Source organism: Streptomyces sp. Z423-1 (assembly GCF_013009255.1).
GTDB classification, from domain to species: domain Bacteria; phylum Actinomycetota; class Actinomycetes; order Streptomycetales; family Streptomycetaceae; genus Streptomyces; species Streptomyces gossypiisoli.
Genome location: NZ_CP053109.1, coordinates 2,528,026 through 2,544,103, shown reverse-complemented (window position 1 = coordinate 2,544,103; position 16,078 = coordinate 2,528,026). Strand labels below are relative to the sequence as shown.

The following is a 16,078-nucleotide window of genomic DNA, read 5'->3' as shown; positions in this document are numbered from 1 at the left end:
GGGGGCGCGGCATGAGGGGGCGCGGCATATGGGGCCGCCGCGACGCTTACAGTCGCGCCCCCTTCAGTGCCATGTGCAGCAGCAGCCGGTCCTCCCCGTCGTCCAGGTCGAGGCCCGTCAGCTGTTCCACCCGGGACAGCCGGTAGTACAGCGTCTGCCGGTGGATGCCCAGTTCGGCGGCGGTCCGGGCGGCCTGGCCCGCGCAGTCCAGATAGACCTCGGCCGTGCGGGCGAGCTCGTGGTGGGTGGGGGAGAGCAGCGGGGCGACGGCGGGGTCGTGGGCCGTCTCCGGGGGGAGTGCGGTCAGCAGGCGGTACGGGCCGATGCGGGACCACTCGGCCACCGGCCCGAGACGGGATTCGGCCAGCGCCGCGCGGGCCGCGGCCGTCGCCTCCTGCCAGGCCGTGCCGAGGCCGGCGAGGCCGGTCAGCGGATCGCCCACGCCGGCCCGGGCGCCCTCCTTCAGCAGCCGGGCCGCCGCCGCCAGCGCCGGAGTGCGTACGTCCGTGGAGCGCAGCCGGACCAGCACCGCCAGGCTCTGGCCGGTCGTACCCCACGGGATCGTGCACAGGGCCGTCGTGTGCGGCACCGCCCGGGCCGACGGGGCGTCCTCCGGGGCGGCGGACGGCCACGGCGCCACGCACACCACCACGTGCGGGCCCTCACCGCGCGGCCCGAGGGCCGTGCGCAGGGCGGCCACCGCCATGTCGCGCTGCCAGCCGCGCTCCGCCGTCAGCACCGCCCGGAACTCCCGGGTGAGGTCGGCGCCCGCCTGCGCCTCGTCGGCGAGCAGCGCGCCGATCCGGCCGGTCACCTCCATGGCGGCGGCCAGCTGGGCGTCCGTGGGCCCGGGCTCGCCGTCGAGCAGCCAGACGTAACCGAGGACGACCCCCCGGTGCCGTACCGGAAGGCAGATACGGCCCCGGTGCACCCCCGCCTCCGGGGTGCGCGGGATCCGCACCGGGCCGGTCGCCCGGGTGATGCCGAAGCTCTCGAACCAGGCGCGGACGGCCGCCGTGGAGCGGCGGGTCAGGATCGAGCGGGTGCGGACCGGGTCCAGGGCCGACGGATCGAGGTCGCCCTCGCTGTCGTAGGCGCCGAAGGCGATCAGCTCGAAGTCGCGGTTCTCCAGGGTCGCGGGGGCGCCCAGGAGCTCGGAGATCTCGTCGACCAGCTCCTGGTAGTCGCCCTGGTAATCGGCCGTCACCCGGGCATTCTCTCCCATTTCCCGAGAGCCTCACCGAGGGCCTTCATACATCTGTCTGAGATCTGCGGCACGGATGCGTGACAGCTGTCGATGGCCGACGATCGGAGCGATCCCTAGGTTTCACGGTGGTTCTCCGTGCCGTCCCCGAATCGTCGGGTATCGGCCTTATGTTGGTTGTGTTCTGGAGGTGCCCCGTGCTGGGTCCCGTGATTCTCGCCGCGTCGCGCAGCGACCGGATGCGACGCCTGATGACGGCGGCCCCGGGGACGAAACAGGTCGTCGACCGCTTCATCCCGGGCGAGCGGGTGGACGACATCGTCCCGATCATCGAGGACCTCACCGACCGGGGCCTGGAGCTGACGATGGACGTCGTCGGCGAGGACATCACCACCCGTGAGCAGGCCGCCGCCGCCCGGGACGCCTATCTGGAGCTCATCGACCGGCTCAAGCCGCTTCAGCTGGGCGAGCGGGTCGAGATGTCGGTGAAGCTGTCGATGTTCGGGCAGGCGCTGGAGGGCGGCCACGAGCTGGCGCTCGCCAATGTCCGTCCGGTCGTCGAGGCCGCCGCCGACATCGGGACGACGGTCACGCTGGACGCGGAGGACCACACCACCCTCGACTCGATGTTCGCCATCCACGAGGAACTGCGGAAGGACTTCCCGCAGACCGGCTGCGTCATCCAGGCCTACCTCTTCCGCACCGAGGCCGACGCCCGCCGCCTCGCCGCGAACGGCAGCCGCGTACGGTTGGTGAAGGGGGCGTACAAGGAGCCCGCCGAGGTCGCCTACCAGCAGAAGCACGAGATCGACAAGGCGTACGTCCGGATCCTGCGCACCCTGATGGAGGGCGAGGGGTACCCGATGATCGGGTCCCACGACCCGCGTCTGATCTCCATCGCCCAGGAGCTCGCCCGGCGTGCCGGGCGCAAGCTGAACGAGTACGAGTTCCAGATGCTGTACGGCATCCGGAGCGAGGAGCACCTGCGGCTCGCCGCCGAAGGTCACCGTATGCGCGTCTACACCGCGTACGGCACCGACTGGTACGGCTACTTCATGAGGCGGCTCGCGGAGAAGCCCGCCAACCTGCGGTTCTTCCTCCGTTCCATGGTCACCAAGGGCTGAACCCGAAACACCCGCTCACTAAGGAGTTACGGAAAACATGGACGCTGTGACCCAGGTCCCCACCCCCGTCAACGAGCCGGTGCACGGCTACGCCCCCGGCTCGCCCGAGCGCGCCCGGCTGGAGGTCAAGCTCAAGGAGCTGGCCGAGAACCCCATCGACCTGCCCTGCACCATCGGCGGTGAGAGGCGGATGGGCGGCGGCGAGGAGTTCCAGGTCGTGCAGCCGCACAACCACAAGGCCGTGCTCGGCACGTATCGCAACGCCACCCAGCAGGACGCGCAGGACGCCATCGACGCCGCCCTCGCCGCCGCGCCGGCCTGGCGCGCGATGTCCTTCGACGACCGCGCGGCGATCATCCTGCGCGCCGCCGAGCTGCTGGCCGGCCCGTGGCGCGAGACCCTGGCCGCCTCCACCATGCTCGGCCAGTCCAAGACGGCCCAGCAGGCCGAGATCGACACGCCCTGCGAGCTGATCGACTTCTGGCGGTTCAACGTCGCCTACGCCCGCCAGATCCTGGCCGAGCAGCCCCCGGCCAACTCCCCGGGCGTCTGGAACCGCCTCGACCACCGCCCGCTGGAGGGCTTCGTCTACGCGATCACGCCGTTCAACTTCACGGCCATCGCGGGCAACCTGCCCACCGCGCCCGCGCTCATGGGCAACGTGGTCGTCTGGAAGCCGAGCCCGACGCAGACCCACGCCGCCGTGCTGCTGATGCGGCTGCTGGAGGAGGCCGGTCTGCCCAAGGGTGTCATCAACCTCGTCACCGGCGACGGCATCGAGGTCTCCAAGGTCGCCCTGGAGCACCGCGATCTCGCCGGCATCCACTTCACCGGCTCGACCAAGACCTTCAAGTACCTGTGGAAGACGGTCGGCGCCAACATCGACAAGTACCGCGCCTACCCGCGCATCGTCGGCGAGACCGGCGGCAAGGACTTCCTGGTCGCCCACCCGTCGGCCGACCGCGCGGTGCTGAAGACCGCGCTGACCCGCGGTGCCTTCGAGTACCAGGGCCAGAAGTGCTCCGCCACCTCCCGGGCCTACATCCCGGCGTCCATCTGGAACTCCGGCTTCAAGGAGGAGTTCGCCGCCGAGGTCGACTACCTCACCATGGGTGACGTCACCGACCTGTCGAACTTCGTCGGCGCCGTGATCGACGAGCGCGCCTTCGCCAAGAACAAGGCCGCGATCGACCGCGCGAAGTCCGACCCGAGCTGCACGATCGTCGCGGGCGGCTCGTACGACGACTCGGTCGGCTACTTCGTCCGCCCGACGGTCATCGAGTGCACCGACGCGGAGAACGAGGTCTTCACCACCGAGTACTTCGGCCCGATCCTCGCCGTGCACGTCTACGAGGACGACGCGTACGACGAGATGCTGACGCAGATGGAGTCGGTGTCGGACTACGCGCTGACCGGCTCGGTCATCGCGGGCGACCGCGCGGCGGCGGCGTACACCGCCGACAAGCTGCGCTACGCGGCCGGCAACTTCTACATCAACGACAAGTCGACCGGCGCCGTCGTCGGCCAGCAGCCCTTCGGCGGCGGCCGCGCGTCCGGCACCAACGACAAGGCGGGCGCCCCGCAGAACCTGATGCGCTGGACCCTGACCCGCGCGATCAAGGAGACGCTGGTCCCGCCGACCGACTACACCTACCCGCACATGGGCTGACGCTCCGTCACCCGCTCATCGGGCCAGGGCACCTCCCCTCGGGAAGGTGCCCTGGCCCGTGTGCGTCCGGCCCGGGCAGACTGCCCTCATGATCTGGGCGGGACGTGGGAGTGAGAGCGCGACCGAGTCCGTGACCGTGACGGCCGACGACGGGGTACGGCTGTGGGCGTCCCGGTCGGGCCGGGGCGCCGAGCCGCTGCTGCTGTGCCACGGCGGACCGGGCCTGTGGGACATGTTCGAGGACGTCGCCGCGATGCTCGGCGACGTGACTACCGTGATCCGCTGGGACCAGCGGGGCTGCGGCCGCTCCGAGCGGTGTGCGGGTCCCTGGACGACGGAGCGCTTCGTGGCGGACCTGGACGCCGTACGCCGCCACTTCGGCCTGCGGCGCATGACCCTGCTGGGCCACTCCTGGGGCGCACGACTGGCGCTCGCCTACGCCCTCGCCCACCCCGGCCGCGTGAACGCGCTGGTCCACGTCGCCGGTACGGGCATCGGACCGGACACCGACTGGCACCCCGCCTACGAGCGGAACCTCTGCACCCGCCTCGGACGGAACCCCGAACACCTCGCGCGCTGGCGTGAGTTGAAGGGCCGCGCGCATCTGACCGAGGAGGAGGACCGTGAGCGGGCGGTCCTGCAGTGGTCCGCCGAGTTCGCGGATCCCGAACGCGGCATGGCGTACGCCCGTCGCATGGCCGACCCGTGGTTCGGCGTCAACGCCGAGTGCAACACGTCCCTGAACGCCGAGGCCAAGCGCGCCGCCGACGTCCACCGGGCCTGCCGGGCCCTCGCCGTCCCGACCCTCATTCTCGACGGCGCCCAGGACATCCGCCCCCGCTCCGCCGTGGACTCCCTGGAGCGGGCGCTACCCCACGTCCGTCGCGTGACCCTCCCGGACGCCGGCCACCTGCCCTGGTTCGAGGACCCACAGGGCTTTCGGCAGGCGGTACAGGACGCTTGGGCGTAGCGGACTGCCCTCGGGGAGGGCCGGGTCGTCGAAGTCGTCGGCCGGGTCGTGAGTCATGCCCAGACGGCGCATCACGGCCCGCGAACGGTCGTTGCCGGTCGCCGTGACGGCGAGGATCTCCGGCAGACCCAGCTCCGCGAAGCCGAACTCCAGCGCGGCCCGGGCCGCCTCCGTGGCATAGCCGTGGCCCCAGGCGGCACGCGCCAGCCGCCAGCCGGCCTCCACGCCGGTGAACGGCTGCCCCTCCTCCACCGGATCCAGGCCGGTGAACCCGATGAACTCGCCCGTGCCGCGCACCTCGACCGCCCAGAACCCCCAGCCCCGCTGCTCCAGAGCGGCCTGAAAGCGGGCCACGGCCGCGTCGCACTGCTCGCGGGTGGGCAGGCCGGGCAGGTACCGGCGGACCTCCGGGTCCGCGTTGAGCGCGGCCCAGGGCACGAGGTCGGACTCCCGCCACTCGCGGAGCAGCAGGCGGTCGGTGCGGAGTCGGGGCATCGGGCCAACGTAACGGGAGTACGGAAGGGGAGCCACCGAATTGGCCCGCGATACTTGCCCCATGACCACCCGGACCGCCCGCACTGCCCACACCGCCGACCTCGCCCCCGACGAACTGCTCACCGTCCGGGGCTTTCTGCACGACGCCTTCGACGGCGATTTCGGTGACGCCGACTGGGACCACACGCTGGGCGGCATGCACGCCCTGGTGCACGACGAGCGCGGGCTCGCCGCACACGGGGCGGTCGTCATGCGCCGCGTGCGGTACGGGCGGCGGTGGGTGCGCGTCGGGTACGTCGAGGGGGTCGCCGTACGGCGCGATGTGCGGCGCACCGGACTCGGCGGCCGGGTCATGGACGCCCTGGAGGGGATCATCACCCGGGCGTACGCCTTCGGCGCCCTGTCCGCCAGCGACGACGGCGCCCGCCTGTACGAGGCCCGGGGCTGGCAGGCGTGGGGCGGACGCGTCTGCGCGCTGGGCCCGGACGGGGTGATCCGGCTGCCCGAGGAGGAGGGATCCACGTACGTGTGGCCCGCCCCCGCCGGGGTGGCCGGTCCCGACGGTGAACTGGTCTTCGACTGGCGCGACGGTGATGTGCTCTAGCGGAAACACGCAGGTCACGGCCGTGTGACGCACTCCACCGTCTCAGATAGTAGGAAGTCCGAGTAATTGTGGAGACAGACGCTCCGTCCTCGCTTAGCTTTGTAGGAGCCGAACGTCTCGCTCGATCCAGCGAATGGCGGTCGTGAGTCGGGCCCCGTGCAGGCAACCCCTGCGGCACCGCTCCCCGCCCCACCCGGCGTCTCGAAACCCCCCTGCCGTACTCCACGCTGTTCGAAGGAGTCGATTTCCCATGGCCGAGACGACCGTCCGCCGCCGAGTCCGTCACCTCTCCCGTACGAGCGAGTCCGACCGCAAGAACGCCGCCGCCGCCCTCCAACGCGCCCTGGACCGCCGCGACAACGGCGGCGAGACCGGCCACTGAGCCGTCCGTATCGCGGACAGTGCGTGTCATCCCATGGGACGAGGAGTAGGGTGCCCGCATGTCTCGCAGCCTCAATCTCGCAGTGATCCCCGGTGACGGCATCGGCCAGGAGGTCGTGACCGAAGGCCTGAAGGTCCTCTCCGCCGCCCTCCCGCAGGATGTGAAGCTGGAGACCGAGGAGTACGACTTCGGCGCCCGGCGCTACCACGCCACCGGTGAGACCCTCACCGACGCCGACCTCGACGCCCTCAAGAAGCACGACGCCATCCTGCTGGGCGCGATCGGCGACCCGAGCGTCCCCTCCGGCGTCCTGGAGCGCGGCTTCCTGCTCAAGCTCCGCTTCGCCTTCGACCACCACGTCAACCTGCGTCCGTCGAAGCTGCTCCCGGGTGTGGACACGCCTTTGAAGGGTGAGCCGTCCATCGACTTCGTCGTGGTCCGCGAGGGCACCGAGGGCCCGTACACCGGCAACGGCGGCACCATCCGCACCGGCACCCCGCACGAGGTCGCCACCGAGGTGTCCGTCAACACGGCCTACGGTGTCGAGCGCGTCGTCCGGGACGCGTTCGCGCGCGCCCAGGCCCGCCCGCGCAAGAAGCTCGCGCTGATCCACAAGAACAACGTGCTGACCTTCGCGGGCCACCTGTGGACGAACATCTTCCACAAGGTGGCCGCGGAGTACCCCGAGGTCACCACCGAGTACATGCACGTCGACGCGGCGACCATCTACCTGGTCACCCAGCCCGAGCGGTTCGACGTCATCGTCACCGACAACCTCTTCGGCGACATCATCACCGACCTCGCCGCGGCCGTCGCCGGCGGCATCGGCGTCGCCGCGAGCGGGAACATCAACCCGTCCGGGGAGTTCCCCTCGATGTTCGAGCCCGTGCACGGCTCGGCGCCCGACATCGCCGGCCAGGGCAAGGCCGACCCCACCGCCACGGTCCTGTCCGTCGCCCTGCTGCTGCGCCACCTCGGCCACGAGGCCGAGGCGACCCGGATCGAGGAGGCCGTCGCTGCCGACCTCGCCGAGCGAGTCGGCAAGCCGGCCCGCAGCACCTCCGAGATCGGCGACGCGCTCGCCGTACGAGTAGCCGGCTGACCCGCCGCGCCGCACTTCACAAGGCCGCCGGGTCGCAATCCGTGCCCGGCGGCTTTTCTCTGTCCCCGTCGGGTGCGACCATCAACCTCTGGGTCGCATTTCACGCCGTTTTTCGTCCACGGCAACTCGCGCGCGATAATCGAACGCGGAGCCGCGGACTGAGGGAATGCTCGGACGTCCTAGCACTGGCCAGTAGCAGTACGGGCGTGAGCGGCGGCCCGTCACTACAACCGGTGAAGGACAACCACTCATGACGACGCCCACGATCGAGCTCAAGCCTTCCGCCAATCCGCTCTCCGACGCGGAGCGGGAGGCGATCCTCGCCAGCCCCGGCTTCGGCCGCCACTTCACCGACCACATGGTCACCATCAAGTGGACCGAGGGCCGCGGCTGGCACGACGGACAGCTCGTCCCGTACGCGCCGATCTCCCTCGACCCGGCCACCATGGTCCTGCACTACGCGCAGGAGATCTTCGAGGGCCTCAAGGCCTACCGGCAGCCGGACGGTTCGGTCGCCACCTTCCGCCCGGACCAGAACGCCCTGCGCTTCCAGCGCTCCGCCCGTCGGCTGGCGATGCCCGAGCTGCCGGTCGAGACGTTCATCGAGGCCTGTGACGCGCTGGTGCGGCAGGACCAGGCATGGGTCCCCGCGCACGGCGGCGAGGAGTCCCTCTACCTGCGCCCCTTCATGATCGCCACCGAGGTCGGGCTGGGCGTGAAGCCCGCGGGCGAGTACCTCTTCCTCGTCATCGCCTCCCCGGCCGGCGCCTACTTCCCGGGCGGCGTCAAGCCGGTCTCCATCTGGGTCTCCGAGGACCGCGTCCGCGCCGTCCCCGGCGGCATGGGCGACGCCAAGACCGGCGGCAACTACGCCGCCTCCCTGCTCGCCCAGGCGGAGGCGGCCAAGGAGGGCTGCGACCAGGTCTGCTACCTCGACGCGGTCGAGCACAAGTGGGTCGAGGAACTCGGCGGCATGAACCTGTACTTCGTGTACGGCGACAAGATCGTCACGCCGACCCTCACCGGCTCCATCCTGGAGGGCGTCACCCGCGACAGCCTCCTCGCCGTCGCCCGCGACCTCGGCTACGAGGCCGAGGAGGGCCGCGTCTCCGTCGACCAGTGGCAGCGCGACTCGGAGAACGGCAGCCTCACCGAGGTCTTCGCCTGCGGTACGGCCGCCGTGATCACGCCGGTCGGCACGGTCAAGCGCGCCGACGCGGAGTGGAAGCAGGGCGACGGCGAGCCCGGCGAGGTCACCCTCCGTCTGCGCCAGGCCCTTCTCGACATCCAGCGGGGCACGGCCGAGGACAAGCACGGCTGGATGCACCGGCTGGGCTGAGCCCTCCGCGAACGGTGCCGAACCACGCCTCACCAGGCACGGTTCGGCACCCTTGTTGTGATTCGGATCACAGCGGGCATAGGGTGAATGGGCCCGAAGGTCCCGCCGGGGTGGCGTGCCGAACGGCGGCGCGCGCCCCGAGCGACCTTCGGGTGAGGAAGTGATCCCGTTGTCCGTCGCCTGGGACGACATCGGCGGGCTCGTCGATGCCCACGAACGGTTTCTGGCCGGTACGCTCGTCGACTCCGCGGTCCGCGACACGGTGCTGAACTCCTGGAAGCGCTGCAGGTCCGCGGGGCTCGAACCGCACCAGCTGGTGGTTCCCTACGCCCCGGACCTGGCGCTGGAGGACCGCTTCCTGCGCGCTGCCGAACCGGTCCTGAAGGATCTGGCCGCCGCGCTCGCCGATGTGGGCATGGCGATCGCGCTCTGTGACGCGCAGGGCCGTATGGTCCAGCGCCTGGGCGGTGACCGGCAGCTGCGCGACCACCTCGACGAGGTGCGGTTCGCCCCGGGCTTCGACGCCTCCGAACGGATCGTGGGCACCAATGGCGTCGGCACGGCCCTGGCCGAGCGCGGTCCCGTCCTCGTGATCGGCCGTGAACACTTCGCCGACTGCCTGCAGCCCTTCGCCTGCGCGGGCGCGCCGGTGCGCGACCCCCTCAGCGGGCACATCGAGGCGGTCCTCGACCTCACCTGCCTGCGCGACGACAACGACCCGACCATGCTGCGGCTGGTGCGCGAGGCGGCCCGCAGCATCGAGGCGCGGTTGCTGGAGCAGGCCACGCAGCGGGAACGGGCCCTGCTCACCGCGTACCGGCGAGCGGGCCGCGACACCGGCCGATGGCCGCAGCAGCCCGCGGTCCGGGCGGCGCCCCCCTGGGGGGCTCCCGACGTCGGGGGCCTCGGGCGGCTCGACCTCGCGGTCATGCGGGAGAAGGCGGAGGAACTCATCGCCTCGCCGCAGCACACCCTCGACGAAGTGGCGCTCTCCGACGGCCGGACAGCCACTCTGCTGCGCCGCCCGGTCATGGGGGCGGCGGGCGTGACGGGCGTGGTCGTCGAGGCCCGTATTCTCGGCGGCCCGCGACTGCGCATGACCGGACCGGCCACGGCGGCCGAGGCCGCGACCGGCGTGTCGACGGGCCCGCCGACCCGGCCGAGGGCGGTGGCCGAGCCGGCGCCCCTGGGCGTTCTGGCCCAGCCGAGGCCGGTGGCCGAGGCGGCGCCCACGGGTGCTCCGGCCCGGCCGAGGTCCGTGGCCGAGGCACTCCTCGCGGCCCTGCCGACGCCGACCGCCACGCCGAGCGTGGCCCCGCCGCCCGCGCCGTATCCCGCCACCGAGGTCGCCTCGGAACCGGGCCTGGCCGTGACCGACCTGACCGACCTGGACGACGGCGACGCCGGCCGACTCGTGCTGGTCGGCGAGCCCGGCGTCGGCCGCCTGGCCGTCCTGGCCCGCAAGCGCCTGGAGCTGCTGCACGACGCGAGCGTCCGGATCGGCACCACGCTCGACGTCACCCGCACGGCCGACGAGCTGGCGGAGGTGACCGTCCCCCGCTTCGCCGACTTCACCGCCGTCGACCTTCCCGACTCCGTGCTGCACGGTGACGAGCCCGGCCCCCTCGGCGCGGACACCCCGCTGCGCAGGGTCTCCCTGGGCGCCGTACACGAGGAGTCCCACCTCTACCGCGTCGGCGACACGGTCCGGTACGTGCCGTCCACACCGCAGGTCCGCAGTCTGGAGAGCCGGCAGTCCGTGCTCGAACCCGTCCTCGGCGAGGCCTACGGCTGGCGCGCCCAGGACCCGCCACGGCTCGAACGGACGCTCGCGGTCGGCATCCACTCCCTGATCACGGTGCCGCTCCGGGCGCGGGGCGCGACCCTCGGCGTCGTCAGCTTCTACCGCTCCGAGAAGCCCGCCCCCTTCGAGGAGGACGACCTGTCCCTGGCGCAGGAGCTGGCCGGCCGCGCGGCCATCTGCATCGACAACGCCCGCCGGTACACGCGCGAGCACAACACCGCCCTCGCCCTGCAGCGCAGCCTGCTGCCGCGCGGCCGGCCCGAGCAGAGCGCCGTCGACGTCGCCTACCGCTATCTGCCCGCTCAGGCCGGCGTGGGCGGCGACTGGTTCGACGTGATCCCGCTGTCCGGCGCCCGGGTCGCGCTGGTCGTCGGCGACGTGGTCGGACACGGGCTGCACGCCGCCGCCACCATGGGCCGGCTGCGCACCGCCGTCCACAACTTCTGTTCGCTGGACCTGCCGCCCGACGACCTCCTGACCCACCTCGACGACCTGGTCGGCCGGCTCGACCGGGGCGAGGGCTGGGCGGTGGAGAGCACCCAGCCGGACTCCGGCATCGTCGGAGCCACCTGCCTGTACGCGGTCTACGACCCGGTGTCCCGGCGCTGCACCCTGACCCGCGCCGGGCACCCCCTGCCCGCGGTGGTCGGCCCCGACGGCACGGTCGAGTTCGTCGACCTGCCCTCGGCGCCGCCACTCGGGCTCGGCGGGCTGCCCTTCGAAACCGTCGAACTGGAACTGGCCGAGGGCAGCCAGCTCGTGCTGTACACCGATGGCCTGATCGAGGACCGGTACCGGGACGTGGACTCGGGCCTGCAGAAGCTCGGCGCCGTCCTGGCCCGGTCCGACCGGACGCCCGAGGACACCTGCGAGGCGGTCCTGGACGCCCTGCTGCCGGCCCGGCCCAGCGATGACGTGGCCCTGCTCGTCGCCCGCACCCACGCCCTGGGGCCCGAGCAGGTCGCACAGTGGGAGCTGCCCAGCGACCCGGCGGTCGTCTCCCGTTCCCGCGCCGCGGTCACCGACCAGCTGTCCGCCTGGGGCCTGGACGACCTGGCCTTCACCACGGAACTCGTCGCCAGCGAACTGGTCACCAACGCCATCCGCCACGCCACCGGTCCGGTCCAGCTGCGGCTGCTCCGCGACCGCGCGCTGATCTGCGAGGTCTTCGACGGCAGCAGCACCTCGCCCCGGCTGCGCCGCGCCCGCACCGAGGACGAGGGCGGACGCGGGCTCTTCCTCGTCGCCCAGCTGACCGAGCGCTGGGGCACCCGCTACACCACGAACGGCAAGATCATCTGGACGGAGCAGTCCCTGACGTCACCCGTCCTTTGACACCGGCTGCACCGGCTGACACCGGCTGCATCGGCGCACCGGCTACACCTCGGCAGTCGCCCGGGCCGCCCCGGAGTCCTCTTCCACGTCGGCCCTCGCGCGGACCGGGATCAGCAGATACGTCAGAGCGCCCACCGCTCCCGACAGCAGGAAACTCACGTCCACCCCGCCGGTCAGGGCCAGCAGCGGCCCCTCGTACGACGGCAGGGACACCGCCAGCACGCCGACGAAAGCGCCCAGCGCCCACGACACGGTGGCCGCGACGTTCCAGCCGCCCCGGTACCAGTACGCCCCGCCCCGCGCGCGCCGGTTGTACACCTGGAGTGCCTCCGCGTCGTACACCCCGCCGCAGCGGACGAAGCCGATCAGCGTGATCACCGCCCACGGCGTGCCGATCGCCGTCAGCAGCAGCACGAACGACGTCATCGCGGCCTGCGCCGCCCAGGCGAAGTGCCCGACGAAGACACAGGCGGTGGCGACGACCGCCACCGCGCAGGTGGCCCGGGCCCGGGAGGCGCGCGGCAGGATGGCGTCCAGGTCGAGGCCCATGGAGTAGAGCATCAGCCCGGCGTTGCCGACCGAACCGGCGGATGCGGCCAGCAAGAGCGGGATCAGGTACCAGGTCGGGGAGGCCGTGACCAGCGGCCCGGCGTAGTCGAGGGCCGCGCGGGCGGCGTACGCCGTGAAGGTGCCGAACAGCTGCGGGACCAGCAGCCCGAGCATCAGGCCCAGCCAGGTCGCGCGCAGCACCCGGCGGGAGGAGTGGCGGGCCGGTGAGATGTAGCGGGTGTAGTCGCCGAGGAGCGTGATGAAGGCGATCGGGCCGGACAGCCCGGCGGCCACCGTCGCCAGTATCCACGTCGGCCAGAAACCGCCGAGCAGATAGCCACCCGCCTCCGGGAGCGCGCCGGTGGTGAAGTCGGGGGCGTAGGCGACGAGACCGAGGACCAGCAGCCCGGTCATGCCGAAGGCGAGGACGCGCGACATGGCGAGCAGCACGCGGTAGCCGTAGATCGCGCCGGCAACGGTGGCGGCGGCGAGCAGCGCGTAGGCCAGGCCGTACGACAGCTCGCTCGCCGGCAGCCCGACGAGCCGTTCCAGCACGCGCACCGTGACGTCGCCGCCGATCCACACGGTCAGCGCGGTGTAGCCGAGGGCGAGGAGCAGCCCGACGATCGAGCCGACGAGTCGGCCGCGCACACCGAACTGGGCGCCGGAGGACGTCGACAGGTTGGTGGCGGTGCGCAGGGAGATCAGGGCGAGTGGGGCGGTGAAGAGGGTCCCGACGACCGTACCGACGACGATCGCGCTCAGCGACCCCCACCAGTCCAGCCCGAAGGACGGCGGCAGCCAGCCGAAGACGATCACCCCGAGACAGAGGTTGGAGCCGAGCAGGATCGAGACGAGGTCGCGCGGTGTGCTGGTGCGTTCCTCGTCGGGGATGGTGTCGACTCCGCGCTGTTCCATCGGCATGGTTGGTCTCCCTCAGTTAGAGTGACGTTCAATCTGAGGTGTGCGACCTCCTGTCGTCAACCCTTCAGTTGCTGCAATCCAACGTTTAGAGTTGCGCTCTAAAGCTAGGAAAGGCAAGGAGGTGCCGCGCAGTGAGACTGACCCCCACGGAACGTGACCGGCTGCTGCTCTTCGGGGCCGCCGAACTGGCCCGGGCACGCAGGTCCCGCGGGCTGCGGCTGAACGTGCCGGAGGCGACCGCGCTCATCGCGGACACCGTGTGCGAAGCCGCCCGGGACGGGGCCCGGCTCGCCGAGGCCATCGAGCGTGCCCGCTCGGTGCTCGGGCCGGACGACGTCCTGCCGGGCGTCGCCGACGTCGTGACCGAGGTGCATGTCGAGGCCGTCTTCGACGACGGCTCACGGCTCGCGGTCGTGTCCGACCCCATCGGGGGCGGGCTGGGGGAGCGGGCGCCGGGCGCGCTGCTGCCGGGGCCGGAGCACGCCGAGCCCGAGGCGGTGGTGCGGCTGACCGTCACCAACACCGCGACCGTGCCCGTCTCCGTCACCTCCCACTTCCACTTCTTCGAGGCCAACCCGCGCCTGGATTTCGTACGGGCCGACGCCTACGGGATGCGGCTCGCCGTGCCCGCCGGGTCGTCCGTGCGCTTCGGGCCCGGCGAGAGCCGCGAGGTCGGGCTCGTGCCGATCGGCGGCGAGCGGATCGCGATCGGATTCGCCGGGCTGGTCGACGGGCCGCTGGACGCGCCTGGGGCCAAGGAGGAGGCCCTGCGCCGGGCCGCCGCCTGCGGCTACCTCGGCGTATCAGGAACCACTGACCAGGAGGTCGAGCGATGAGCCGCCCCGGAGGCCACCCGGCCGAAGCGCGCCGTCTCACCCCGTACGAGTACGCGGCCACCCACGGCCCCCGCGCCGGCGACCGGATACGCCTCGGCGACTCCGGCCTGACGATCCGGGTGGAGTCCGACTCCCAGCGGTACGGCGACGAGTTCCTCGCCGGTTTCGGCAAGACCGCCCGCGACGGGCTGCACCTCAGGGCGGCCGCCGTCCGGGAGACCTGTGACGTCGTGATCAGCAACGTCGTCGTGATCGACGCGGTGCAGGGCATCCGCAAGGTCTCCATCGGCATCCGCGAGGGCCGGATCTGCTCGATCGGGCGGGCCGGTAACCCCGACACCCTCGACGGGGTCGACGTCGTGGTCGGCACCGGCACGTCGATCGTGTCCGGCGAGGGCCTGATCGCCACCGCCGGGGCCGTCGACACCCACGTCCACCTGCTGTCGCCGCGGATCATGGAGGCCTCGCTGGCGTCCGGCGTGACCACGATCATCGGGCAGGAGTTCGGGCCGGTGTGGGGGGTCGGGGTGAACTCCCCGTGGGCGCTGAAGCACGCGTTCAACGCCTTCGACGCCTGGCCGGTCAACATCGGGTTCCTGGGGCGGGGTTCGTCGTCCCACGAGGCGCCCCTGATCGAGGCCCTGGCCGAAGGCGGGGCGTCCGGCTTCAAGGTGCACGAGGACATGGGTGCGCACACGCGGGCGTTGGACACCGCACTCCGCGTCGCCGAGGAGCATGACGTCCAGGTCGCCCTGCACAGCGACGGCCTGAACGAGTGCCTCTCGGTCGAGGACACCCTGCGCGTTCTGGAGGGCCGCACCATCCACGCCTTCCACATCGAGGGCTGCGGCGGCGGGCACGTCCCGAACGTGCTGAAGATGGCCGGGGTGCCCAACGTCATCGGCTCCTCCACCAACCCCACCCTGCCCTTCGGCCGGGACGCGGTCGCCGAGCACTACGGCATGATCGTCTCCGTCCACGATCTGAAGACCGACCTGCCCGGCGACGCCGCCATGGCCCGCGACCGCATCCGCGCCGGGACGATGGGCGCCGAGGACGTGCTGCACGACCTGGGCGCGATCGGCATCACCTCGTCGGACGCGCAGGGCATGGGCCGCGCGGGCGAGACGGTCCGCCGTACGTTCGCCATGGCCGGGAAGATGAAGGCCGAACTCGGCGCCCCGGACGACGGCCACGACAACGAGCGCGTCCTGCGCTACATGGCCAAGCTGACCGTCAACCCCGCCATCGCGCACGGCCTCGCGCACGAGGTCGGGTCGATCGAGGTCGGCAAGCTCGCCGACCTCGTGCTGTGGCGGCCCGAGTACTTCGGCGCCAAGCCGCAGCTGGTGCTCAAGGCGGGCTTCCCGGCGTACGGCGTGGTCGGCGACCCCAACGCCGCCACCGACACCTGCGAACCTCTCGTGCTGGGCCCGCAGTTCGGCGCGCACGGCGCCACGCCCGCCGACATCTCCGTCGCGTTCGTCGCCCAGGCGGCCCTCGACCAGGGCCACGACACCATGCCGACCCGCCGCCGCAGGGTCGCCGTGCGCGGCACGCGCGGGATCGGCCCGGCCGACCTGCGCCTCAACTCCCTTACCGGACAGGTCGACGTCGACCAGCGCACCGGCCTGGTCACCCTCGACGGCGACCCGCTGCGCTCCCGACCGGCCGAGTCCGTCTCCCTCAACCGCCTGTACTTCCTGTGAGGAAAACCCTGTGAGCACCCCCGCATCCGACG

Annotated in this window: 13 protein-coding genes; 10 read left to right on the top strand and 3 right to left on the bottom strand. The window is 72.0% G+C overall.

Annotated elements, in window-relative coordinates; genetic code table 11:
* Positions 1-46: 46 nt before the first annotated feature.
* Positions 47-1,225: a helix-turn-helix domain-containing protein gene (locus tag HJD23_RS11385; RefSeq protein ID WP_171116560.1), complete on the bottom strand. Its 1,179-nt coding sequence runs from the start codon at positions 1,223-1,225 to the stop codon at positions 47-49.
* A 176-nt stretch (positions 1,226-1,401) separates the two neighbouring features.
* On the opposite strand from HJD23_RS11385, the gene HJD23_RS11380 reads away from it, so the two are divergent.
* From HJD23_RS11380 to HJD23_RS11370, 3 genes are all read left to right on the top strand, one after another.
* On the top strand, positions 1,402-2,328 hold the full coding sequence (locus HJD23_RS11380; RefSeq protein WP_171116559.1) for a proline dehydrogenase family protein: 927 nt from the start codon (positions 1,402-1,404) through the stop codon (positions 2,326-2,328).
* A gap of 37 nt (positions 2,329-2,365) precedes the next feature.
* Positions 2,366-3,997 carry an L-glutamate gamma-semialdehyde dehydrogenase gene (gene pruA, locus HJD23_RS11375; RefSeq protein WP_171116558.1) on the top strand — a complete coding sequence of 544 codons (1,632 nt, stop codon included), beginning with the start codon at positions 2,366-2,368 and terminating at the stop codon, positions 3,995-3,997.
* An 88-nt stretch (positions 3,998-4,085) separates the two neighbouring features.
* Complete coding sequence (locus HJD23_RS11370) at positions 4,086-4,967, top strand: alpha/beta hydrolase (protein ID WP_171116557.1); 882 nt, start codon at positions 4,086-4,088, stop codon at positions 4,965-4,967.
* Here HJD23_RS11370 and HJD23_RS11365 read toward each other — a convergent pair.
* Positions 4,866-5,462 (bottom strand): GNAT family N-acetyltransferase, encoded by a 597-nt coding sequence (locus HJD23_RS11365; protein WP_171116556.1) that lies wholly within the window; start codon positions 5,460-5,462, stop codon positions 4,866-4,868. The two genes, HJD23_RS11370 and HJD23_RS11365, sit on opposite strands and share 102 nt — an antisense overlap.
* Positions 5,463-5,523: 61 nt before the next feature.
* On the opposite strand from HJD23_RS11365, the gene HJD23_RS11360 reads away from it, so the two are divergent.
* The 5 genes from HJD23_RS11360 to HJD23_RS11345 all read left to right on the top strand — a co-directional run bounded on the left by HJD23_RS11360 (position 5,524) and on the right by HJD23_RS11345 (position 12,028).
* On the top strand, positions 5,524-6,066 hold the full coding sequence (locus HJD23_RS11360) for a GNAT family N-acetyltransferase (RefSeq protein WP_171116555.1): 543 nt from the start codon (positions 5,524-5,526) through the stop codon (positions 6,064-6,066).
* 250 nt (positions 6,067-6,316) lie between these two features.
* Entirely contained in the window at positions 6,317-6,448 is a 132-nt protein-coding gene (locus HJD23_RS44715) for a hypothetical protein (RefSeq protein ID WP_256362880.1), read from the top strand.
* A gap of 58 nt (positions 6,449-6,506) precedes the next feature.
* Entirely contained in the window at positions 6,507-7,550 is a 1,044-nt protein-coding gene (locus tag HJD23_RS11355) for a 3-isopropylmalate dehydrogenase (RefSeq protein ID WP_171116554.1), read from the top strand.
* A 250-nt stretch (positions 7,551-7,800) separates the two neighbouring features.
* Positions 7,801-8,889, top strand: coding sequence for a branched-chain amino acid aminotransferase (locus HJD23_RS11350; RefSeq protein WP_171116553.1), 1,089 nt, complete (start codon positions 7,801-7,803; stop codon positions 8,887-8,889).
* Between the two features lie 160 nt (positions 8,890-9,049).
* Positions 9,050-12,028, top strand: coding sequence for a SpoIIE family protein phosphatase (locus tag HJD23_RS11345; RefSeq protein WP_171116551.1), 2,979 nt, complete (start codon positions 9,050-9,052; stop codon positions 12,026-12,028).
* A gap of 42 nt (positions 12,029-12,070) precedes the next feature.
* On the opposite strand, the gene HJD23_RS11340 is transcribed toward HJD23_RS11345, so the two are convergent.
* On the bottom strand, positions 12,071-13,501 hold the full coding sequence (locus HJD23_RS11340) for a cytosine permease (RefSeq protein WP_171116549.1): 1,431 nt from the start codon (positions 13,499-13,501) through the stop codon (positions 12,071-12,073).
* Positions 13,502-13,632: 131 nt separating this feature from the next.
* Between HJD23_RS11340 and ureA the strand changes: the two genes are divergently transcribed.
* Both ureA and HJD23_RS11330 read left to right on the top strand, forming a co-directional pair.
* Positions 13,633-14,337, top strand: coding sequence for an urease subunit gamma (gene ureA / locus HJD23_RS11335; RefSeq protein WP_171116547.1), 705 nt, complete (start codon positions 13,633-13,635; stop codon positions 14,335-14,337).
* Positions 14,334-16,046: an urease subunit alpha gene (locus tag HJD23_RS11330; protein ID WP_171116545.1), complete on the top strand. Its 1,713-nt coding sequence runs from the start codon at positions 14,334-14,336 to the stop codon at positions 16,044-16,046. Before ureA ends, HJD23_RS11330 begins: the two co-directional genes overlap by 4 nt.
* The last annotated feature ends 32 nt before the right edge of the window (positions 16,047-16,078 follow it).

Coding starts and splice junctions, on each gene's coding strand:
- HJD23_RS11350 (WP_171116553.1), top strand. CDS start 7,801: ATGACGACGCCCACGATCGAGCTCAAGCCTTCCGCCAATCCGCTCTCC.
- HJD23_RS11355 (WP_171116554.1), top strand. CDS start 6,507: ATGTCTCGCAGCCTCAATCTCGCAGTGATCCCCGGTGACGGCATCGGC.
- HJD23_RS44715 (WP_256362880.1), top strand. CDS start 6,317: ATGGCCGAGACGACCGTCCGCCGCCGAGTCCGTCACCTCTCCCGTACG.
- HJD23_RS11370 (WP_171116557.1), top strand. CDS start 4,086: ATGATCTGGGCGGGACGTGGGAGTGAGAGCGCGACCGAGTCCGTGACC.
- HJD23_RS11340 (WP_171116549.1), bottom strand. CDS start 13,501: ATGCCGATGGAACAGCGCGGAGTCGACACCATCCCCGACGAGGAACGC.
- pruA (WP_171116558.1), top strand. CDS start 2,366: ATGGACGCTGTGACCCAGGTCCCCACCCCCGTCAACGAGCCGGTGCAC.
- HJD23_RS11385 (WP_171116560.1), bottom strand. CDS start 1,225: ATGGGAGAGAATGCCCGGGTGACGGCCGATTACCAGGGCGACTACCAG.
- HJD23_RS11360 (WP_171116555.1), top strand. CDS start 5,524: ATGACCACCCGGACCGCCCGCACTGCCCACACCGCCGACCTCGCCCCC.
- HJD23_RS11330 (WP_171116545.1), top strand. CDS start 14,334: ATGAGCCGCCCCGGAGGCCACCCGGCCGAAGCGCGCCGTCTCACCCCG.
- HJD23_RS11365 (WP_171116556.1), bottom strand. CDS start 5,462: ATGCCCCGACTCCGCACCGACCGCCTGCTGCTCCGCGAGTGGCGGGAG.